At 75.1% G+C, this 19774-nt stretch carries 18 protein-coding genes; 8 read left to right on the top strand and 10 right to left on the bottom strand.

What is annotated here, in order from left to right; translation table 11 throughout:
* Nucleotides 1-78 precede the first annotated feature (78 nt).
* Nucleotides 79-1236: a PLP-dependent cysteine synthase family protein gene (locus IEY78_RS08670; protein WP_189097022.1), complete on the top strand. Its 1158-nt coding sequence runs from the start codon at nucleotides 79-81 to the stop codon at nucleotides 1234-1236.
* Between the two features lie 8 nt (nucleotides 1237-1244).
* On the opposite strand, the gene IEY78_RS08665 is transcribed toward IEY78_RS08670, so the two are convergent.
* Together IEY78_RS08665 and IEY78_RS08660 are read right to left on the bottom strand one after the other, a co-directional pair.
* On the bottom strand, nucleotides 1245-1718 hold the full coding sequence (locus IEY78_RS08665) for an SRPBCC family protein (protein ID WP_189097021.1): 474 nt from the start codon (nucleotides 1716-1718) through the stop codon (nucleotides 1245-1247).
* Between the two features lie 70 nt (nucleotides 1719-1788).
* Nucleotides 1789-2631, bottom strand: coding sequence for a DeoR/GlpR family DNA-binding transcription regulator (locus IEY78_RS08660; RefSeq protein WP_189097020.1), 843 nt, complete (start codon nucleotides 2629-2631; stop codon nucleotides 1789-1791).
* Between the two features lie 271 nt (nucleotides 2632-2902).
* Between IEY78_RS08660 and IEY78_RS08655 the strand changes: the two genes are divergently transcribed.
* Nucleotides 2903-5314 carry a hypothetical protein gene (locus IEY78_RS08655; protein WP_373294089.1) on the top strand — a complete coding sequence of 804 codons (2412 nt, stop codon included), beginning with the start codon at nucleotides 2903-2905 and terminating at the stop codon, nucleotides 5312-5314.
* Here the strand turns inward: IEY78_RS08655 and IEY78_RS08650 are convergent.
* From IEY78_RS08650 to IEY78_RS08640, 3 genes are all read right to left on the bottom strand, one after another.
* The gene (locus IEY78_RS08650) at nucleotides 5284-7743 is read right to left on the bottom strand and encodes a right-handed parallel beta-helix repeat-containing protein (protein ID WP_189097019.1); all 2460 of its coding nucleotides are present in this window, start codon (nucleotides 7741-7743) and stop codon (nucleotides 5284-5286) included. The genes IEY78_RS08655 and IEY78_RS08650 overlap by 31 nt on opposite strands.
* 164 nt (nucleotides 7744-7907) lie before the next feature.
* Nucleotides 7908-8501, bottom strand: a complete 594-nt coding sequence (locus IEY78_RS08645; RefSeq protein ID WP_189097145.1) for an Rv1733c family protein — start codon at nucleotides 8499-8501, stop codon at nucleotides 7908-7910.
* A gap of 109 nt (nucleotides 8502-8610) precedes the next feature.
* Nucleotides 8611-10272 (bottom strand): CocE/NonD family hydrolase, encoded by a 1662-nt coding sequence (locus IEY78_RS08640; RefSeq protein WP_189097144.1) that lies wholly within the window; start codon nucleotides 10270-10272, stop codon nucleotides 8611-8613.
* Nucleotides 10273-10437: 165 nt separating this feature from the next.
* Between IEY78_RS08640 and IEY78_RS08635 the strand changes: the two genes are divergently transcribed.
* Complete coding sequence (locus IEY78_RS08635) at nucleotides 10438-11175, top strand: TetR/AcrR family transcriptional regulator (RefSeq protein ID WP_189097018.1); 738 nt, start codon at nucleotides 10438-10440, stop codon at nucleotides 11173-11175.
* A 14-nt stretch (nucleotides 11176-11189) separates the two neighbouring features.
* Here IEY78_RS08635 and IEY78_RS08630 read toward each other — a convergent pair whose 3' ends face one another.
* Both IEY78_RS08630 and IEY78_RS08625 read right to left on the bottom strand, forming a co-directional pair.
* Nucleotides 11190-12014, bottom strand: a complete 825-nt coding sequence (locus IEY78_RS08630) for an MOSC domain-containing protein (protein WP_189097017.1) — start codon at nucleotides 12012-12014, stop codon at nucleotides 11190-11192.
* A 48-nt stretch (nucleotides 12015-12062) separates the two neighbouring features.
* Nucleotides 12063-12494, bottom strand: a complete 432-nt coding sequence (locus tag IEY78_RS08625; protein ID WP_189097016.1) for a DUF6643 family protein — start codon at nucleotides 12492-12494, stop codon at nucleotides 12063-12065.
* A gap of 244 nt (nucleotides 12495-12738) precedes the next feature.
* Here IEY78_RS08625 and IEY78_RS08620 point away from each other — a divergent pair, with 244 nt between their 5' ends.
* Nucleotides 12739-14127 carry a TerD family protein gene (locus IEY78_RS08620; RefSeq protein ID WP_189097015.1) on the top strand — a complete coding sequence of 463 codons (1389 nt, stop codon included), beginning with the start codon at nucleotides 12739-12741 and terminating at the stop codon, nucleotides 14125-14127.
* Nucleotides 14128-14148: 21 nt separating this feature from the next.
* On the opposite strand, the gene IEY78_RS08615 is transcribed toward IEY78_RS08620, so the two are convergent.
* Nucleotides 14149-15309 (bottom strand): glycosyltransferase, encoded by a 1161-nt coding sequence (locus IEY78_RS08615; protein ID WP_189097014.1) that lies wholly within the window; start codon nucleotides 15307-15309, stop codon nucleotides 14149-14151.
* Between the two features lie 182 nt (nucleotides 15310-15491).
* On the opposite strand from IEY78_RS08615, the gene IEY78_RS08610 reads away from it, so the two are divergent.
* The 3 genes from IEY78_RS08610 to IEY78_RS08600 all read left to right on the top strand — a co-directional run bounded on the left by IEY78_RS08610 (nucleotide 15492) and on the right by IEY78_RS08600 (nucleotide 17606).
* Entirely contained in the window at nucleotides 15492-16319 is an 828-nt protein-coding gene (locus IEY78_RS08610) for a glutamate racemase (protein WP_189097013.1), read from the top strand.
* Between the two features lie 94 nt (nucleotides 16320-16413).
* Nucleotides 16414-17031 carry a hypothetical protein gene (locus IEY78_RS08605; RefSeq protein ID WP_189097012.1) on the top strand — a complete coding sequence of 206 codons (618 nt, stop codon included), beginning with the start codon at nucleotides 16414-16416 and terminating at the stop codon, nucleotides 17029-17031.
* A gap of 77 nt (nucleotides 17032-17108) precedes the next feature.
* On the top strand, nucleotides 17109-17606 hold the full coding sequence (locus IEY78_RS08600; RefSeq protein ID WP_189097011.1) for an NUDIX hydrolase: 498 nt from the start codon (nucleotides 17109-17111) through the stop codon (nucleotides 17604-17606).
* A gap of 46 nt (nucleotides 17607-17652) precedes the next feature.
* Here IEY78_RS08600 and IEY78_RS08595 read toward each other — a convergent pair whose 3' ends face one another.
* Nucleotides 17653-18183, bottom strand: coding sequence for a hypothetical protein (locus IEY78_RS08595; protein WP_189097010.1), 531 nt, complete (start codon nucleotides 18181-18183; stop codon nucleotides 17653-17655).
* Between the two features lie 394 nt (nucleotides 18184-18577).
* Between IEY78_RS08595 and IEY78_RS08590 the strand changes: the two genes are divergently transcribed.
* Nucleotides 18578-18769 (top strand): CsbD family protein, encoded by a 192-nt coding sequence (locus IEY78_RS08590; RefSeq protein ID WP_189097009.1) that lies wholly within the window; start codon nucleotides 18578-18580, stop codon nucleotides 18767-18769.
* 165 nt (nucleotides 18770-18934) lie between these two features.
* Here the strand turns inward: IEY78_RS08590 and IEY78_RS08585 are convergent, their stop codons facing one another.
* Nucleotides 18935-19702, bottom strand: coding sequence for a class I SAM-dependent DNA methyltransferase (locus IEY78_RS08585; protein WP_189097008.1), 768 nt, complete (start codon nucleotides 19700-19702; stop codon nucleotides 18935-18937).
* Nucleotides 19703-19774 lie beyond the last annotated feature (72 nt).

The raw sequence follows: 19774 nt of genomic DNA, 5'->3' as shown, positions 1-19774 counted from the left end.
AGGGTTGCGCTGGGGGTTATAGTCGGAATCGGCCCGCCGTTGCGTGCCCGTTGTCCAAGCCCCTTGAGGAGTGCGCCGGTGAGCACCGCACAGCAGCCGCAGAGCCGGCCCGACCACGAGGCATCGGGCCCGGGCCCGCTGCCGACCGTCGACGTCGACCGCACGGATCCGGACTACCGAAGCTGGCTGAAAGAAGCCGTTCGCAAGGTGCAGGCGGACGCCAACCGCACCGCCGACACCCACCTGCTGCGCTTCCCGCTGCCCGAGGCGTGGGGGATCGATCTCTACCTCAAGGACGAGTCGACGCACCCCACCGGCAGCCTCAAGCACCGGCTGGCCCGCTCGCTGTTCCTCTACGGGCTGTGCAACGGCTGGATCCGCCCCGACAAGCCCGTCATCGAGTCCTCCAGCGGCTCCACGGCCGTGTCCGAGGCCTACTTCGCCTCGCTGATCGGGGTGCCGTTCATCGCGGTGATGCCGGCCACCACCAGCCAGGAGAAGACCCGGCTGATCGAGTTCCACGGCGGCACCTGCCATCTGGTGGACGACCCGCGGACGGTCTACGAGGTCTCCGCCCGGCTCGCCGCCGAGTCCGGCGGCCACTACATGGACCAGTTCACCTACGCGGAACGGGCCACGGACTGGCGCGGCAACAACAACATCGCCGAGTCGATCTACCAGCAGCTGCGGCTGGAGCGCTATCCCGAGCCCGCCTGGATCGTGGCGACCGCGGGCACCGGCGGCACCTCCGCGACCATCGCCCGCTACGTCCACTACATGCAGTACGACACCCGCGTGTGCGTGCCGGACCCGGAGAACTCCTGCTTCTTCGACGGCTGGCGCACCGGTGACGCCCGGAGCGACTGCGCCACCGCCTCGCGCATCGAGGGCATCGGGCGGCCCCGGATGGAGCCCAGCTTCGTGCCCGGCGCGATCGACCGGATGATGAAGGTGCCGGACGCGGCCAGCATCGCCGCGGTCCGCGCCCTGGAGACCGCGATCGGCCGCAAGGCGGGCGGCTCGACCGGCACCGGGCTGTGGAGCTCCCTGCGGATCGTCGCCGAGATGGTCGCCGAGGGCCGTAGGGGGTCCGTCGTCACGCTGCTGTGCGACCCGGGCGACCGCTACCTCGACAAGTACTACTCCGACGCCTGGCTGGCCTCCCAGGGCCTGGACATCACGCCCTACGCGCGCACCCTGGAGGAGTTCCTCGCCACCGGCACCTGGCCCGCCTGAGCCGTCGCTCAGCTCCGGGCGAGCCGGCGGTCCAGGGCCCGGGCCGACTGCCGGAACGCCCGGCCCAGGCCGGGCCTCGCCAGCGTCAGCAGCAGGCGGAACGGCGCCGGGCCGTCCGCCGCGAACAGCCACCGCAGCCGGGTCCCGCCGCCGGCCGGCGTCAGCCGCCAGTCCTCCAGCAGCGCCCGCACGCCCGGGGCGTTGGTGGTGTCGACCCGGTAGGCGTAGCGCGCGGCGGGCTCGGCCGCCAGGATCGTCTCGGCGAAGCGGGTGCCGCCGGTCAGCCATACCTCCCGGCCCGCGCCGCCGCGCGTGTGCGCCGCGCGGGAGACGCCCGTGAACCAGCTGGAGAGGTCCGCCAGTTCCTCGGCCAGCGCCGCGTAGACCGCCCCGGGCGGTGCGGCGAGTTCCGTGGCGAACACCAGCCGCAGCGGGGCGGACGCGGTGAAGTCGAGCTCGACGGGGCGCAGTCGGCGTGCCATGGGCGGGTCCCCCCGGGGTCGGCGGACCGGGGGAGCGGCCCCGGCGCGGCACACCATAGCCGCCGTCCCGTCAGATGTCTGCGTCCGCCGGCTCCTCGCCCGCCACCACCAGCTCCGGCGGCAGCTCGGCGAACTCCGCACGCGCCGCGGCGGACAGCCCGGAGTCGGTCACCAGCACCGCCACCTGGTCCAGCGAAGCGAACGAACTCAGGCCCACCGTGCCCCACTTGGTGTGGTCGGCGACCACCACCACCCGGCGCGCGGACCGCACGAAGTGCCGGTTGGTCTCCGCCTCCGCCAGATTCGGCGTCGACAGCCCCGCCTCCACCGATATGCCGTGCACGCCCAGGAAGAGCACATCGAAATGGAGCGAGCGGATGGCGGCGTCCGCGACCGGTCCCACCAGGGTGTCCGACGGCGTCCGCACCCCGCCGGTCAGCACGACCGTCGCGGCCCCCGGGCGGGGACCGCCGCCGCCGGCCGCCGCCCGCTGCGCGGTGTAGAACACATCGGCCACCCGCACCGAATTCGTCACCACCGTCAGATCGGGTACGTCCAGCAGCCGCTGGGCCAGCGCGAACGCGGTGGTGCCGCCCGCCAGCGCGATGGCGCTGCCCGGCGCCGCCATCTCGGCCGCGGCCCGGGCGATGTCCTCCTTCGCGCTCAGCTCCAGCGCCGACTTCGCCTCGAATCCCGGCTCGTGCGCGCTGGGCTCGCTGACCGGCACCGCGCCGCCGTGCACCTTCTCCACCATGCCCTGCCGGGCCAGGGCGTCCAGATCGCGGCGGACCGTCATGTCCGACACGTTCAGCCTGCGGGTGAGTTCATTGACCCGTACCCCGCCGCGGCGCCTGACCTCGTCGAGAATCAGGGCCCGCCGCTGCTCCGCGAGGAGGTTCTGGTTGTCACTCACCCCGGCCCGTCCCTTCCGCCCCGGCTCTCGCTCCCGGGTCTGCGCGCCGGCTGCCGCCCGCGATCACTGATGCCCTCATCCTCGCACGTGGTACCGACAGCGACGCCGGTCGCCGGCGGGAAGCGGCAGGAAGCGGCAGGGAGGGGACGCACGGCCGGTTCCGGGCGGCGCCCGGGTGCGGGGACTGGATGCGACCCCTCCGGAAAGGGACAATCCCGGGGGCGCCGCACCGCACGGCGCCACGCCGACGACGGGGGAGACTGTGGAGTCCATGGAGACCGCGGGGCCGACACCGCCCGCCCGCGCGAAGGACCGTGACACCCCGCCAGACGGGCCGCCGCCGGCCCCCCGGCTCTCCCTGGAGCTGCTGGTGCACGGTGTCGGCGGCACCTCGGCCCCGGACATGCTCGGCGACCCCCGCGTCCGGCTGATCACCGGCGACGACACCGCCGCCTGCTACCGCCGCACCGACGACGCGGACGCCGAGCAGCGGCCCGACGACTACCGGGGCGAGCCGGTCCGCGAGGCGTACTGCTGGTCCAACCTCACCTCCGGCAACGGCGCCCGCGCCCTGTGGCTGATCCTGCTGCCCTTCATGGTCGCCAACCTCGCCCACTGGATGCGCCCGGCCGCCCCGCCCGAGCACCGCGCCCAGCGCCTCTACGACGTGCTGGTGCGGATCCTCGCCCTCACCCTCACCGTGCTGCTCGCCGCCGCGGCCTGCGAGGTCGCCCTCGACCTCGCGGCCTGGCAGTGCGCCGGCACCGCCACCTGCGCCGCCGGGAAGTCCTGGATGGGCTTCCTGCGCCCCGAGAACTCCGGCTGGTGGAGCGCCCCGGGCCGCCGCCTCGCGCTGGCCGCCACCGTGCCGCTGGCCGTGGTCGGCTTCCTGTGGTGGCTCTCGCGCCGTACGTGGAGCGCCTACGAATCGGCCTCGCCGCCGCCGCGGCGGCCCGGCACCTCCCGTGACGTGCCGCCCGCCGAACGCACCGCGCTCAGCCTCGAAGGCTTCTGGTACGGCCGCCGGGTGGTCGCCCGGCTGCGCGCCGCGCACACCACGGCCGGGGTGCTGACCATCGGGACCGTGCTGCTCGCCGCCGGCGCCAGGGCCGACGCGCGGGCCGGCGGCAGCGCCGCGCTGGCGGGCACCGGCCGCGCGCTGGCCGTCCTGGTCGCGCTGCTCGCCGCCGCCACCCTGGCGGTCGTGTGGCACACCGCCCGCAGCGAGGCCGCGCCGGACGACCAGTCCGACCGGCTGGTCGTGCGGGTGCTGCCGTTCGCCGCGCTCGCCGCACTGGCGCTGATCGCCGTGCACACCGGCTGGGCCCGCCCCGGGGTCCGCAGCCACGGCGCGCTGCCCGGTGCCGCCGCCTTCGGCGGGATCGCCGTCTTCCAGAGCCTGCTGGTCCTCGCGCTGGCGCTGACCGCCTGGGTGCTGCAGCGCGCCGCCCGCGACGATGCCCGCACCGCCCTGCGCGGCATGGGCGGACCGGCCGTCGCCCTGCTGGCCTGCGCGGTCGGCGGGGTGCTGTCCGGGGGAGTGGCCCAGCGCTGCGCGGACTGGCTGGACGGGGACGCGACGCCGGGCCAGGAGCACGCCCCGATTCCCGGCCCGCCGGTCCTGCTGTCCTGGCAGGCCTCGGTGCTGCCCGTCCTCCTGGTGGTCGTCGCCGCCGTCGCGGTGCTCGCCGCCGTCCGGGTGGTGGTCGTCCGCGGCCGGGTGGCCCGCGACGTCCCCGGGCTCTACGACCCGCGCGAGCACCTCGCCCGGCGCCGCGTCAGGGGCATCGCCGGTGCCATTGCCCGGGCCGGACTGACCGACGCCGCCCCCGTCCTGGTCGCGGCCATCGCGGCGGTCACCCTCGTCCTCGGGGCCGGCGCGGTGGCCGGTGCCTGGCTCACCGACCTGGCGCCCGGCCGCGCCACCGAGGGCTCGGCACCCGTCGTGCACGCCGCCGCCGAGACCGCGGAGTCGCTCGGCTCCTGGCTGATGGGCGCCGGCGTCATACTGCTGGTCACCATGGGCCGGCGCGCCTACCGCGACCACGCCGCGCGCCGCACCATCGGCATCCTCTGGGACGTCGGCACGTTCTGGCCGCGCGCCGCCCACCCCTTCGCGCCGCCCTGCTACGCCGAGCGGGCCGTCCCCGACCTCACCTGGCGGATGGCCACCTGGACCGAGCGGTTCGACGGCCGGCTGGTGCTCTCCGGGCACTCCCAGGGCAGTGTGCTGGCGGCCGCCGCCGTCTGGCAGCTGGACCCGGTCACCCGCAGCCGGGTCGCGCTGCTGACGTACGGCAGCCCCCTGGAGCGGCTCTACGGCCGCTGGTTCCCGGCCTTCTTCGGGCCGCCGGCGCTGACCGGTCTGCACCGCCAGATGGACGACTGGCGCAACCTGTGGCGCTTCACCGACCCCATCGGCGGCCCGATCCGGCTCACCTGCGAGGACGGCCGGCGGATCGACGAGGGACCGCTGCGCGACCCGCTGGCCTTCGGCCGCACCCTGCACAACCCGCTGCCCGCCCAGATCCTGGCCCACAGCGACTACCAGGCCGACCCGGTCTTCGAGCGGGTGCGCGCCGAACTCATCGCCCGGCTCGGCCCGGACCTGCCGGGGCAGCGGCCCGCCGACGGCCCGGACCGCCGGGCGGATCAGGGGAGTTCGGGCAGATCGTCCGCGTAGAGCAGGGTCAGGTCGTCGGTGCTCGGGTCGGTCAGCTGCGCCACCCGGCCCGCGTGCCGCTCCACCATCGCCTCGAAGGTCTGGCGCGCGGTGCGGCCGTTGCCGAACGACGGCCCCTTGGGCAGCGCCGTGAAGTGCTTCAGCAGGGCTTCACCGGCGCCCTCGGCGAGGCGGTACTCGTGCTCCTCGCCCTGCTGCTCGACGATCCGCAGCAGCTCCTCCGGCGCGTAGTCGCCGAAGGTGATGGTCCGTGAGAAACGCGACGCCACACCGGGGTTGACCGCCAGGAAGCGCGCCATCTCGGCGGTGTAGCCCGCCACGATCACCACCACCGCCTCGCGGTGGTCCTCCATCAGCTTCACCAGGGTGTCGATGGCCTCCTTGCCGAAGTCGCGTCCGGAGTCCTCCGGGGAGAGGGCGTAGGCCTCGTCGATGAACAGCACCCCGCCGCGCGCCCGCTCGAACGCCTCCTGGGTGCGGATCGCCGTCGACCCGATGTGCTCGCCCACCAGGTCCACCCGGGAGACCTCCACCAGATGCCCGCGCTCCAGCACCCCGAGGGCGGCGAGGATCTCGCCGTAGAGGCGGGCGACGGTGGTCTTGCCGGTACCGGGGGAGCCGGTGAAGACGAGATGGCGGCGCACCGAGGCGGCCTTCAGCCCCGCCTCCTGCCGCCGGCGCCCCACCTCGATCATGTTGATCAGGCTGCGCACCTCGCGCTTGACGCTGTCCAGGCCCACCAGGGTGTCCAGTTCGCCCAGCACCTCGTCGGACGGGCGGCCGCTGACGGCAGGAGCCTCGGCGGCGGGGGCGGCCGGGGACGCGGCGGGCGGGGCGGCCGGGGGCGCGCCCTGCGCCGGCACCGTGCCCAGCAACCCGGTGGTCCGCGTCAGCTGCTGGACCGCTGGCGCCGCCACCGCACCGGCGGCCGCGGCCGGCCGGGCGCGGCTCTCGTCGCTGGTGCAGTCCTGGACCGCCGGCCCGCCGCCCTGCCCCGCGCCGCCCTCGGCGAACTCGTAGCCGCCGCGCGCACACCGCTCGGTGCGGCACCGCGTCAGGGTCGTCCGGCAGCCGTCGATCACATGGAAGCCGAAGCCCGAACTCCCGGTGACCCGGCAGCCGTGGAAGGTGCCGCGGCCCTCCGCGGAGACGTAGAACCCGGCCTCGGCCGGTGAACTGACCGTGCACCCCTCGATGGTGGGGTCCGCGCCCTTGGTGACGATCACGCCGGTCTGGGCGGCGTCGATGGTGCAGTTGGCGAGCGTGCCGCCGCTGCCGTGATCGCGGAACCACGCGCCGGTAGCGGCCTCCCGGATCCGGCAGTCGTCGAGCTGGACGGTCGCGCCGTCGCTGACCGAGACCGCGGTGTTGCGGACCTGGGTGAGGTCGCAGTCCACCACGTCGGCGCGCGAGCCCCGGTCCAGCACGAACAGCGCGTCCGGCACGTCGTGCACCCGGGTCGAGTCGAGCACGGCGGTGGCGCCGTCGCTGACCCACACCGCCGGGTAGTCGCCCGTGCTGTCGTGGATCTCGCACCGGTTGGCGTCCACCCGGGTGCCCGGGTCCCACACGGACAGGCCGTTGCGCCCGAAGTGCCGCACCGTGCTGCGGGTCAGCGTGAGGACCGAGCGGGACCGCAGATCAACCGCGTTCTCCGGGATGTCGTGGATGTCGCAGTCGGCGAGGGTGAGGACCGCGTCGGTGTCCAGGGTGACCCCGTCGGCGGAGGTGCGGTGCACGGTGCAGTCGGTGAAGTGGCCGGTGGCCCGCGCGGCGATCTGGATCCCCGCGCCCTTGATCTCGTAGAACTCGCAGCCGACCGCCTCGACCGCGCTGCCCTCGCCGTTGACCGACAGACCGGCCCCCGAGGCATGGTGGATCCGGCAGTTCTCCAGCCGCGGGTGGGCCCCGTCGCGCACCGCCACACCGGCCTGCCCGGCGGCCATCACCTCGCACTCCTCGAACAGGCCGCCGGCGCCGTCCAGGACGCTGATGCCGACCCCGCCCGGATTGTCCACCGTGCAGCGGCGCACCGTCGGGCGGGCGCCGCCGCGGACCTCGATGCCGGACGCGGACCGGGTCACCACCCGCAGGCCGGACAGCTCCGGGGCGCCGTCCTCCACCAGCAGGGCGGGCGAGGCGGAATCCGTCGCCTCCAGATGCAGATCGTGGACGGTGGCCGAGGCGCGCACCGTCAGCGCCACCCCGTCGGCCGGGGCGATCCGCACCGAACCGCGGGCGCCGTCCGGGCCGCGCAGCGTCACCGCGCGCACCAGCACCAGATTCTCCCGGTACGTACCGGCCGGGACGGTCAGCACATCCCCGTCCCCGGCGGCCTCCAGGGCGGCGGCGAGCGAGCTGTACTCCCCTGTACGGCGCCGCCACCGGGAGGTTCCGGAGTGCGTCACCTGGACCGAGCCCTGTGCCATGGTGCTGTCGTGTCCCCACTTCGTGCGGCTGTGTCGGCTCGCCGGCATCCGTCCGCGGATGTCCGCTTTCCGGCCTGCGAGGTGCCGGCCGAGGGGCCGGCGCCACCACCGTAGCGCGCCGGGCGAACGGTGGTTGACACGGTCAGCGGCCTGCTCGGCCGCCCTCAACTACCGGCATCGGCCCGGCCCCAGTCCTGCCCCGCCCGTTCCCACTCCCGGTCCCACCGGCGGAAGCGACGCACCATCAGATGCCATCCGACCAGACGCCTGGCACCCTCGATCATCATGCCGACGCCGGCCGCCGTGCCCAGGCCCGCCAGCACCGCGTGCGTACCGGCCGTGCTGACGTCCATCGGCCGCGGCATCACCCGGCCCCGGCCGTCCGACCAGATCCGGAACCGGTCGCCGGGCTCGACGGGGCGGGGCGCGGCCAGTTCACCGATCCGCCCGCTGCCGTCCGGCGCGGACCAGCGGGCCAGGACCCGGCGGTGCGCGTCGCGCTGCGAGGCGGTCTCCGGATCGGGGTCCAGCGGGGTCCGCGACACCAGCCGGTCGACCGTGACCCACACCAGATGCCGCTGCTGGTGCTGTATCCGCACGGTGTCCAGCAGCGCGCCGTGCGCGGCCCGGCCGGCGGCCCAGCCCGCCGAGGTCGCGCCGAGGGCGATCAGCAGGGCGGCGGCCAGCGCCACCCATGCCTCGATCCGGTCGCTGCGGCGCCACAGCGGACTGTGCCGCCAGCGCCACACGCCTCGCATCGCTCGCATGGTTGCCCCCTCTCGGTGTGTCCGTGAATACCTCATCGCGGGTGGTCCACGCGAGAGTTCTGCGAAGAGGGAGCAACTTCGCGACGTACAAACCATGACATCAGGAGGGATAGGCACGCCGCTCGCACGTCTGTCGCCCTGCGGACCGGGCCGGTCGGCGCGCGGGCTCGCGGCCGTCGAGGTCCGCGTCGGCGAGGGGCAGGACGAGCGCGGACCCCGGGAAGAGCGAGACCTCGGACGGCCGGAGGCGGGTGGCCGTCGCGGGCGGTTCACCGGTGCCGGTGTGGCGGGCGAAGCGCGGATGGGCGCCGCCGCTGATCTGCAGGCGGATCCGGTGCCCGGCGGCGAAGCGGTGCGCGGTGGCGCTCATCGCCACCGTGACCTCGGCCGGTCCGTCCCCGGCGAGGACGAGCCGTTGGAGGCCGTCGCAGACGTTCACCGAGCGGCCCCGGGCGTCGACCTCGCAGAGCCGGGCGAAGACATCGGCGTGACCGGTGTCCACCGCGACCCGCAGCTCCGCCCGGACCGGTCCGGCGACATGCAGCGGCTCGGTGAGCGGGGCGGTGGTGAAGGTCAGCACGTCGTCCCGGGCCTCCAGGGCGGTGTTGTCCCGGCTCCCGGCCTTCGGCGACAGCAGCGGACCGCCGACCGAGGGAGTGGGGTCGGCCGGGTCGTAGCGGAACGACAGCGGCGCGGTGGCGTCCCCGGGTATCCGGTCATGCAGCGTGCCGCCGCTGCCGATGTACCAGCGCCGGTCCGTGCCGGGCGGCGGCCAGTCGGGCAGGTCGTGCCAGGTGCGCCGGCCGCCCACGTGGACCCGCACCCGCGACGCGGGCAGGCCCGAGGGGTCGTCGCACAGATGCGCCCGCAGCCACGCCAGGCTCGCGCCGAGGGCCTCGGGTCCGCTCAGCGCGGAGCTGTGCGTCCAGGGGCCGATGAGCAGGGAGGTGTCGCAGCCGGCCCGCCGGAGCCGGGCGTACTGCCGCAGGTTCTGGTCGAGCAGCGCGTCGTGCCAGCCGCTGATCAGGGCCGTCGGCACGGTCAGCCGCCGGGCCGCGACGCCCGCGTCGGCCCCCTGCCAGTGCGGGTCGCCGGGGTCGGGGTGCGCCATCGCCTCCTCCAGGAACGGGACCCGGCCGCCCAGGCCGGGCACGTACGACTCGCCGAGGGGGAGGGTCCGGGCGACCGCCGGCAGGTGGCGCCGGAGCCGCAGGCCGGCCCGCAGGGACTCCGCCAGGCCGCGGTGCTGGGACAGCCGGCCCATCGTGGAGATCAGCGCGGTCTCCAGCGCGAACGCGCCTCCGGGGTGGAAGAAGGAGTGCAGGTCGTGCAGGCCGATCTGGACCACCATCGCCCGCAGTTCCGGCGGCGGGTCCAGGGCGAGTGCCCACTGCGTGTAGCCGAGGTAGCTGGCGCCGATCGTGCCCAGCACGCCGGTGAACCAGGGCTGTTGGCGCAGCCAGGCGACGGTGGCCTGCCCGTCGGCGGCCTCGTGCTGCCACAGGGCGGACTCGCCGCCGGATCCGCCGGAGCCGCGGCAGCTCTGGAGGACGACATGGAAGCCCTGCTCGGCCAGGTGCACGCCGTACATCGCCGCCCAGGGGAAGCCCCGGCCGTACGGCGAGCGGGCCAGCACCGTGGGGAAGTCGCCCCCGGCCAGGGGGAAGTAGTGGTCGGCCAGCAGGGCGCTGCCGTCGGCGGCGGGCACGACGAGGCCGGGCTCGCGGGCCACGTCGTAGCGCTTGGGCGGCAGGTTCCTCATGGCGCGCCTGGCGGCCCGGACGTGCAGGGGCGGCTTTTTCGCGGAGGGGCGGGCGGTCGCCGTCGTCACGGTGCCTCGATTCCTGAGCGGGAGCGCGGGTATTCCCGTACGTTGTACCAGAATAGCGGGTGAGAGGATGGCGGACCGGAACGAGGAGAGGCTGCCGTGGCCCGTACCAACTCAGCCGGCCGCGGTGCCGGGGTCGACCCCGAGGCGCTCTGGTCGACGGCCGAACGGCCGCGGCGCGGGCGGCCGCCGGCCCACAGTCGCGCCGCGATCACCGCCGAGGCCGTCGCCCTCGCCGACGCCGAGGGGCTCCCCGCCGTCACGATGCGCGCGGTCGCGGCCCGGATCGGGGCCGGTGCGATGTCGCTCTACAGCTACGTCCCCAACAAGGAGACGCTGCTGGAGCTGATGATCGACCAGGTCAGCGGCGACCACCGGATGCCCCGCGAACCCTCCGGCGACTGGCGCGCCGACCTGCGCCGACTCGCCTGCGAACAGCGCGAGATCATGCGGCGCCACCCCTGGCTGCCGGCCGCGCTGCCGGCCCGCCGGACGCTCGGCCCGCGCGCCCTCGCCGTCCTGGAGTACGCCCTCGCCGCCCTCGCCCCGGCGGGCCTGGACGCCCGGGCCCGGCTGGAGGTCTTCACGCTGCTCACGGGCTTCGTGGCCAGCCACGTGTCGTACGAACTCGCCCAGGAGCAGGCCACGGTGGCCGCCGGCCGCACCTCCGGCGAACTCCTGGAGGACCAGGCGCGCCACCTCCGGTCCGTCGCCACCGGGGACGCCTATCCCCACCTCGCCGAGGCCCTGGCGGCGGCGAGCCGCGACCCCGGCGGCCAGGACGCCTTCGACCGCCTCCTCGACCGCATGATCGACGGGCTGACGGCGGCGGGCTGACGGCCCGGGCCTCCTCAGTCGAGGATCTCGAAGGGGTCGCCGATCCGGATCGTGCCGGTCCCGCGCGGGATCAGGTTCTGGCCGAAGACCAGGCGGTCGCCGAAGCGGCGGTGGCGGGCGAGCGTGCGCAGCGGCTCCTTGCCGCGCTCGGCGGTGTGCTGGTCGGTGGTCGTGACCACGCAGCGCGCGCTGGGCTTGGCCACCTCGAAGACCACCTCGCCGATGCGGATCCGCCGCCAGTCGTCCTCCGCCCAGGGAGCGGTGCCGTCCACCACCACATTGGGCCGGAAGCGGTTCATGGGCAGCGGTCCCTCGTCGGCGTGGTCGCCCTGCGCGATCAGGGAGTTGAGGGCGTCCAGCGAGGAACTCGTGGTCAGCAGCAGCGGGAAGCCGTCGGCGAAACCGACCGTGTCGCCGGGCTCGCTGTACTCCGGGTCGATCGGGCGGCGCTCGTCCGGGGCGTCGAGATGCACCAGCCGGCACTCGACGCCCAGGTAGGCGCGAAACCACTCGGCCGCCGCCCCCTCGACCGGCACCGCCTCGACCCGGTCCTTCCAGACCTCGACCGGGAACGTCTCCCCGCAGGCGGGCACCTCGACCGTCAGCGGCTGCCGTCCGGGCGCGGTGAGCCGCAGCGCGCCGCCCGGCAGCTCCTGGGCACGCGCCAACGCCATGGCGGGCAGCTGCCGTTGGGTGAGCTGCCGGTGCTCGGCGTCGACCAGCAGCCAGCGGCGGTCCCCGGCGAGCCCCCACGGTTCCACCGCCGCTTCACCGGGACCGGACCCCGCAAGGGACTTGACCGGGTAGAGGTGGATCGAACGGAGCGCAGGCGTCGGCATGCCGTCCATCCTGCCAGCCGCCTCGGACAAGTGATCGATCGGCCAGGGTCAGTACCCCCGCGGGTACTGGCGGCCGTAGGGGTCGTCGTACGGCGAGGGCTGTCGCGGGGCCACCGGGGCGGCCGGCCGCATCGACTCGTACCCCGTGCCCATGGGCGGGCGCTGGGGCTGCTGCTGCGGGGGCGGATAGCCGCGGACGCCCGCCTGCTGCGGGATGTAGGGCGCCGGGGCCTGCTGGAGCGGGGCGACCGGCTGGGCGGCCGCGCCCGGATAGCTCTGGGAGGGCCCGGACGGGAGCGCCGGAAGGGCCGGCAGTGCCGGGGCGTAGGACGCTCCGGTGTCGTAAGGGGAGGGGTTCACCCGGATCGGGGCGATCTGGGGCGTGCCGCGTTCTGCGACGAGGCTGTCGTAGATCGGGGTGTCCGGGAAGGAAGGCGAAGCGTAGTAGCCGCCGCCGTAGGTAGAGCGGGGGGAGGTCATGCTTCATAAGTTAAGCCCACGATGTGCCGATTGGGGAGTCTGGCAAGAGGGTTGTTTTCCGTGTTCGGAGTGGCTGCCGAGCGCCAATGCGAGCGAACTTGTGGAAATCGGTCGCGATCGCCCGTAGGGATCGTGTAAAGACCCCGCTCCTCGCCGGTGAACAAGGGGCGTTCGGAACGGTTCGGGCCAAGTAGGTTGGGAGGTGGCACCACGGCAGGTAGGCGGACGACAGGAAGGTGCGGCGATGTCGATGCTCAAGGGCGGGAATGTCCCCATCCCGGCCCCGGCGGTCCGGGTGGAACTGGGCTGGCGGACCGCCCCGGGGACGCCGGACGTCGATGCCTCCGCGCTGCTGCTGGTGTCCGGAAAGGTCCGCGACGACGGCGACTTCGTCTTCTACAACCAGGCCGCGCACCGCTCCGGCGCCGTACGCCACGAGGGCAAGCGCCCGGCCGGCGGCGCGGTGACCGACGATCTCACCGTCGATCTGACGGCCGTGGAGCCCGCCGTGGACACCGTGGTGCTCGCCGCCTCCGCCGACGGCGGCACGTTCGGGAGCGTGCCCGGGCTGCACATCCGGGTGCTGGACGCCGCGGACGGCGCCGAACTCGCCCGTTTCGACAGCGAGGACGCCGGGCCCGAGACCGCCTTCGTGCTCGGCGAGCTCTACCGGCGCCAGGGCGCCTGGAAGTTCCGCGCGGTGGGCCAGGGCTACGACACCGGTCTCGCCGGGCTGGCCACCGACTTCGGCATCAGCGTCGAGGAGGCCGCGCCCGCCCCGGCTCCCGCGGCGCCCGCCGCGGTGCCGCCCCCCGCCGCACCCCCGGCCATGGCGCCCGCACCGCCCATGGCGCCACCGCCCGCACCGCCCGTCGCGCCCCCGCCGCCGGCGCCGACCGGGCAGCCCGTGACATCCGTCCCGCCGCCGCCCGGGCAGCCCGCCCCGGCCCCCGCCTCCCCGCCCGTCCGGCTGACCAAGGTGACGCTCACGAAGGCCGCCCCCGCCGTCTCGCTGACGAAGCAGGGCGGCACCTCCGGGGCGATGCGGGTGAACCTCAACTGGCACGGCGGCGCGGCGGGCAAGAGCCTGGGCAAGACCCTCGGCCGCAAGGCGTTGCAGGCCATGGGCGCCCGCGGCGCGCTGCAGCCGTCCGGGGAGGTCGACCTCGACCTCTGCGCGCTCTACGAACTCACCGACGGCGCCGCCGGTGTGGTCCACCCCCTGGGCGGTAACTTCGGCGCCCTGCACGCCCCGCCGTACATCCAGCTCGACGGCGACGACCGCACCGGCGCGGTCGCGGCCGGCGAGAACATGACCATCAACCTCGACCACCAGGCGCGGATCAGGCGCATCCTGATCTTCGTCACGGTCTACGCCGGTGCCCGCAGCTTCGAGGGCCTGGAGGCGACCGTCACCCTCCAGCCCCAGCACGGCGCCCCCGTCGACTTCACCCTCGACGCCTGCACGGTGCCCTCCACCGTCTGCGCGCTGGCCCTGATCACCCACACCGGCAGCGAACTCGTCGTCCAGCGCGAGGCCCGCTACCTCGTGCCCGCGCCCGGCGTCAGCCCGCAGCGCACCGTCGACCAGGCCTACGGCTGGGGCCTGAACTGGGCACCGGCCCGCAAGTGACGGCGGCCGCGGGGGCGCGGCTCACGGCTTGGGGTACGTCCGGCCCTTCCACGCCGCGCCGCGCCCCCGGTGGTGCTGCACCGCCGAGTCCACCGTCATCAGCAGATACAGCAGCGCGGTGAAGGGCAGCAGCGGCGCCGTCCACCACGGCTGCCCGTAGTGGCGCAGCATCGGCAGATACGTCCCGCACATCACGGCCCAGGCCGCCCCGCCCAGCGCGGCCACCGCCGCTCCGCCGCCGGCCGCCCCGACCGCCAGCGCGACGGGCGGCACGAGGTAGACCAGCGCCAGGCCGAGCACCGTGCCGAGCAACAGCAGCGGCTGGTGCCGCAGTTGGGCGTACGCGCTGCGCGAGACCATCCGCCACAGATCGGCCGGCCGCGGATACGGCCGCACACTGGCCACCCGGTCCGCCAGCCCCAGCCAGATCCGCCCGCCCTCGGCCCGGCCGGAGCGCTTGACCGCGCGGGCCAGCGTCACGTCGTCGATCACCGCGTGCCGGATCGCCTCCGGGATGCCCGCCCGCTCCGCGGCCTCCCGCCGCAGCAGCACGCAGCCGCCGGCCGCCGCCGCGGTCCGCGCCCCGGGGCGGTTGACCCACCGGAACGGATACAGCTGCCCGAAGAAGTACACGAACGCCGGCACGATCAGCCGCTCCCAGCGCGTCACCACCCGCAGCCGCGCCATCTGGGAGACCAGGTCCAGGTCCGCCGACCGGGCCGCCGCCACCAACTCCCGCAGGCTGTCCGGCTCGTGCGCGATGTCCGCGTCGGTCAGCAGCAGGTACTCCGGCCCGACGCGCTCGCGCGCCAGCGCGATGCCGTGCCGCAGCGCCCACAGTTTCCCCGTCCACCCCGGCCCGGGCTCACCGGGCGAGGACACGGTCAGCGGCAGTCCGCCCCGCGCGGCCGCCAGCTCCCGGGCCAGCGCGCCGGTCCCGTCCGTACTGCCGTCGTCGACCAGGAACACTTCCGCCCGGCCCGGGTACTTCTGCCCGAGCAGCGAGGGCAGGCTGTCCGGCAGCACCGCGGCCTCGTCCCGCGCCGGGACCACCACGGCGACCGACGGCCAGCGCTCCGGGTCCCGGCGGTCCGGCAGCCGCACGTCCGTCCGCCAGAAGAAGCCCTGCCCCAGCAGCAGCCACGCCCAGGCCAGCAGCGACCCGGCACCGATCCACTCCATCGCTCCCACGGCACCGCAGTCTGCCGCACCGCACCCGGCGCGCGGCGGTGATCGGCACCGTGCCCCCGGCGTGGCGCCCGGGGCGCGACCGGCCGGGACGCCGTCCGCGGCCGCCGCCCGTCCCCGCCCGGCGTGACGAGCCGGTATGACAAGACGGACACCCGGCTGAGTAAAGTGTCCGGGTGAAGATCGCGCTGATGGACTCCGGGAATGGGCTGCTCGCGGCGGCCGCCGCCATGCGCCGACTGCGGCCGGACGCGGATCTGGTGCTCTCCAGTGATCCCGACGGAATGCCGTGGGGACCCCGTACGCCCGACGATGTCACCGCCCACGCGCTGGCGGTCGCCCGCGCCGCGGCCGCGCACCGGCCCGACGCGCTGATCGTCGCCTGCAACACCGCGTCGGTCCACGCCCTGCCCGCCCTCCGCGCCGCCCTCGAACCGGGCATCCCGGTCATCGGCACCGTCCCGGCCGTCAAGCCCGCCGCGGCCGGCGGCGGCCCGGTCGCCATCTGGGCCACCCCCGCCACCACCGGCAGCCCCTACCAGCGGGAGCTGATCGAACGGTTCGGACGCGACGCGGATGTCACCGGGGTGCCCTGCCCGGGGCTCGCCGACGCGGTGCAGCAGGCCGACGAGGCCGCCATCGACGCCGCCGTGGCGGCCGCCGCCCGGCACACCCCCCGGGACCTGCGGGCCGTCGTCCTTGGTTGCACCCACTACGAGCTGGTCGCGGAGCGGATCCGGGCCGCCCTCCAGCAGCCCGGCGCCCCGGCCCTGGTGCTGTACGGCTCCGCCGAGGCGGTCGCCGCCCAGGCGCTGCGCCGGATCGGCGCCGAGCCCGCCCCGGCGGCCGCCGCGACCGGCACCCTGAGCGTGATCCTCAGCGGCCGTCCCAGCACGCTCCCGGACACGGCGCTCGCCTACGAGGAGGGCCAACTGCTCGCCCGGTCCCGAGCGGACGGCGCCGCACCGACGGCGGACGGCGCCGCCGCCCCGGCCCGCCGCTGACGCCGGACACCACGCCGCGCGCCCCGCGACCCGGGGCGCGAACGACGCGTCCGACGCGCTGCCCCAGGGTGCAAAGACGCGTACGCTGCGTCTCATGAGGGACCACCCCCACGAGGGGGCAGCCGCCCCCGAGAGCCAGGACCCCACCGACGGCGCCGCCGGCCCGGCGCGCCCCGTCGGCGGCTCCCACGCGGAGCTTCCCGAGGTCTGGCACGGCAGTGCCACCAACCGCATCCAGTGGCTGCTGGCCGCGATCGGCGCCGCCTGTCTGGCCCTGGGCATCGAACTCGCCGTCGACAGCAACTGGACCTCGGGCCTGGTGGCCCTGGTGATGTCGGTGGTCGGCTGTGTCGCGGCCGGGCTGCTGGTGCTCTTCGGCACGCTGGCCTTCGTCCACGTCGCGGTGCGCGTGGACAAGGAGTACCTGGAGGTGCGGTGCGGCCATATAGGGGTGCCGCGCCGCCGGATCCCGCTGGAAACCGTCGTCGGCGCCGATTTCACCCCGCAGGTCACGCCCCGCCACTGGGGCGGCTGGGGCTACCGCTGGCGCCCCGAGCAGGGCACCGCCGTCGTCGTCCGCCGCGGTGAGGGCGTGATCCTGCGGCTCGGCGACGGGCGGACCTTCACCATCACCGTCGATGACGCGGAGGTCGCCGTGCGGGTGATCCGCGGCCGGCTCCGCCCGCGTGAGGGGTCCCCGGCCGGCGCCTGAGCGCGGCACGGGCGGGCGGCGGCACCGGCTGCACCGTACGCCGGGAGCCCGCGGCCGGTCTCCCGTAGGGTCGAAGGATGGCAACTCCCGATTTCATCCGTGACCTGCGGACCTCCATCGGCCGGCAGCTGCTGTGGCTGCCCGGGGTGAGCGCGGTGGTCTTCGACGACCGGGGCCGCGTCCTGCTGGGCAGGCGGGCCGACACCGGCGGCTGGTCGGTGATCGGCGGCATCCCCGAGCCCGGCGAGCAGCCGGCCGAGACCGCGGTGCGCGAGGTCCATGAGGAGACCGCGGTGCGGGTCGTCCCCGAGGCCGTGGTCCTCATCGAGACCATGCCGCCCACCCATTACCCCAACGGGGACGTCTGCCAGTTCATGGACGTGACGCTGCGCTGCCGGGCGATCGGCGGTGAGGCCCGGGTCAACGACGACGAGTCGCTGGAGGTGGGCTGGTTCGCGGTCGACGCCCTGCCGGAGCTCCAGGACTACGCGCTGACCCGCATCAAGCGGGCGCTGGAGCCGGGGCCGACGTGGTTCCAGGGGATGGGCGAGGAGCCGACGGCGCCGCAGGACTGACGGCACCCGGCGGGCCCGGCCCGGCGTCCGCCCACCGCTGCTCCGCCTACAGCTCCTCCGTCGACGGCTCGTCCATCGGGTCGGAGGGCTCGTCGGGGAGGGTGGGCAGCTGCGAGCCGTCCGGTGTGCCGGGCTCCTCGGAGGGGCCGCTCTGGCCGGACGGCTCCTCCGTGTGCATCTCCCGCTTGTCCTTGCGGCAGGTCGTGATCCAGGTGCCGGTGGGGCCGCTCTCGTACTGGCAGAGCCAGCCCCGGACGGCGAGCGTGCCCCGGTCGTCCTCGGCCTCCCGCGGCGCCCGCAGGAAGAACTCGGACATCACCGAGCGGGCCTCCGTACAGCCCACCGTGCCGCCGGCCGCGGCATCCGCGAAGAGGGTGACATCGCCCTCGGGGCCCAGCGCGTCGGCCAGCTCGCCGCAGTCCACCGGCTGTCCCGGGACGGTCGGGGACGCCGAGCCGCGGCTGCCCGGGCCGCTGCCCGTGGCGGACGACGCCGCGGTCGGCGCTTCGCCGCCGTCCCCGCAGCCCGCCCCGGCGAGGGCGAGCAGCACGGTCGGCACGGTGAGGACCCTCCGCATGTCGGACTCCCTTGAGGCGGCGGTGCGCAGACGGCACGCTGCGTCGTACGACGCTAGGGGGCCGGGGCGGGCGCGGCGAACCGGGACGACCGATCGGGTGACGCCCGTGGGGGACGCGCGGGGCCGCCACCGGACGCCGCGGGCGACGGACCGGGGTGGCGGGTGGCCGGGCCCCGGCCGGCGGACGCCCGAACGGGCCCGGGAGCTTCGGCCCGTGCCGCGGCCGCGCCGGTACGGGGCCGCCGTCGCACGGGATACCGAGGCGTAGCGGGAGCCGGGGGACGCACCGCGGCCGCACAGGAGTTCCCTCGGCCAGCCGCCTCCGGGTGCGGGCCGATGCGACCTGCGGCAGCGTGAGGACGAAGCTTTTCCCCTCCGCACGAAGGAGTTCGACATGGCTGACAAGGGTTCCATGGACAAGATGAAGGGCAAGGCCAAGCAGAAGGCCGGCAAGGCCATGGGCAACGAGCGCATGAAGGCCGAGGGCCGCACGGACGAGGCCAGGGGCCGGGCCAAGAGCGCGATGGGCGAGGCCCGCGACAACGCCCAGGGGATGAAGGACTCCCTCAAGGGCAAGCGCTCCTGACGCCCGGCGGGGGCGTGGCGGACCCGCTGGCCCGTCTCCCGGAGCCGTCACCGGCCCGCCACGCCCCCGCCGTACATCAGGTATTCCAGGCCCCCGTGGACGGTGGTGCCGACGACGCCCCGCCGTGCGCGGCGTCCGTGCCCACCGTCCCGGGGGTCGCGTGCGTCAGGCCTTGCGGGCGCGGTAGACCCGGCGGCACGGCACATCGGTGCGCGAGCAGGAACCCGAGTCGCACTTGAGGTCGGGGCCGCCGAAGTCGTGGGGGAGCGGCTCCAGTCCGGCCGCGCGCAGCGCACCGGTCACCTCGGCATGGTCGTAGTACCAGCTCGTCAGCGTCTGGTCGACCCGCTGCGCCCGGTCCCCGGTGTCGAACACCCCCGAGACGCGCAGCATGCCGCTGCGGCCGGCGGTGTCCCACACCCCCCGCTTGACCACGACCGCCTCGGGGCTGTCCGTGAGCGTGACGTGGTTCCAGTGGAGGAAGTGCGACTCCTCGTAGAGGTCGAAGACGAACTCGCCCCCGGGGGCGAGCGCGGCGGCCACCGAGGTGAAGCACTGCCGCAGATCGTCGAGGGTGGGGAGGTGGTTGAGCGCGCCGTCCATGCTGACGCACGCGGCGACCTCGGCGGGCAGCCGGAACGCGCGGGCGTCGGCCTCCGTCACGCCGAACCTGCCCTCCTCGATCCGTGCGGCGTGCCGGGCCCGCGCGAGGTCGAGCATCGCCTTCGAGCCGTCGACCCCGTGCAGGGTCCAGCCGGCGTCGAGGAAGTGGGCGGCGGTCACGCCGGTGCCGCAGCAGATATCGGCTGCGGTGCGGTTGTCTCCGGCCGCCTGCGCCAGGTGCGCGACCAGCTTGGGGGAGAAGCGGTCCACCCAGCCGGTGTAGCTGCTGTCGAAGAAGGCAGCGAATCCTTGGGAGTAGTAGTTGGTCATACGGGTTTCCCTTCCTGCGGGCACCGCTCAGGGCGCGCACTGGGCACGGTGGTGTTGCGGGGTGTGGTACGG

Source organism: Streptomyces kronopolitis (assembly GCF_014646275.1).
GTDB classification, from domain to species: domain Bacteria; phylum Actinomycetota; class Actinomycetes; order Streptomycetales; family Streptomycetaceae; genus Streptomyces; species Streptomyces kronopolitis.
Note: the sequence above shows the minus strand (reverse complement) of the source record. Positions and strands in the feature narration are given on the sequence as shown.

Bases quoted from the DNA above. Each gene is read 5' to 3' on its own strand.
- IEY78_RS08650 (WP_189097019.1), bottom strand. From the start codon at position 7,743: ATGGCACAGGGCTCGGTCCAGGTGACGCACTCCGGAACCTCCCGGTGG.
- IEY78_RS08585 (WP_189097008.1), bottom strand. From the start codon at position 19,702: ATGACCAACTACTACTCCCAAGGATTCGCTGCCTTCTTCGACAGCAGC.
- IEY78_RS08665 (WP_189097021.1), bottom strand. From the start codon at position 1,718: ATGGCACGCCGACTGCGCCCCGTCGAGCTCGACTTCACCGCGTCCGCC.
- IEY78_RS08645 (WP_189097145.1), bottom strand. From the start codon at position 8,501: ATGCGAGGCGTGTGGCGCTGGCGGCACAGTCCGCTGTGGCGCCGCAGC.
- IEY78_RS08620 (WP_189097015.1), top strand. From the start codon at position 12,739: ATGTCGATGCTCAAGGGCGGGAATGTCCCCATCCCGGCCCCGGCGGTC.
- IEY78_RS08600 (WP_189097011.1), top strand. From the start codon at position 17,109: ATGGCAACTCCCGATTTCATCCGTGACCTGCGGACCTCCATCGGCCGG.
- IEY78_RS08615 (WP_189097014.1), bottom strand. From the start codon at position 15,309: ATGGAGTGGATCGGTGCCGGGTCGCTGCTGGCCTGGGCGTGGCTGCTG.
- IEY78_RS08605 (WP_189097012.1), top strand. From the start codon at position 16,414: ATGAGGGACCACCCCCACGAGGGGGCAGCCGCCCCCGAGAGCCAGGAC.
- IEY78_RS08625 (WP_189097016.1), bottom strand. From the start codon at position 12,494: ATGACCTCCCCCCGCTCTACCTACGGCGGCGGCTACTACGCTTCGCCT.
- IEY78_RS08595 (WP_189097010.1), bottom strand. From the start codon at position 18,183: ATGCGGAGGGTCCTCACCGTGCCGACCGTGCTGCTCGCCCTCGCCGGG.
- IEY78_RS08655 (WP_373294089.1), top strand. From the start codon at position 2,903: ATGGAGACCGCGGGGCCGACACCGCCCGCCCGCGCGAAGGACCGTGAC.
- IEY78_RS08630 (WP_189097017.1), bottom strand. From the start codon at position 12,014: ATGCCGACGCCTGCGCTCCGTTCGATCCACCTCTACCCGGTCAAGTCC.
- IEY78_RS08640 (WP_189097144.1), bottom strand. From the start codon at position 10,272: ATGAGGAACCTGCCGCCCAAGCGCTACGACGTGGCCCGCGAGCCCGGC.
- IEY78_RS08590 (WP_189097009.1), top strand. From the start codon at position 18,578: ATGGCTGACAAGGGTTCCATGGACAAGATGAAGGGCAAGGCCAAGCAG.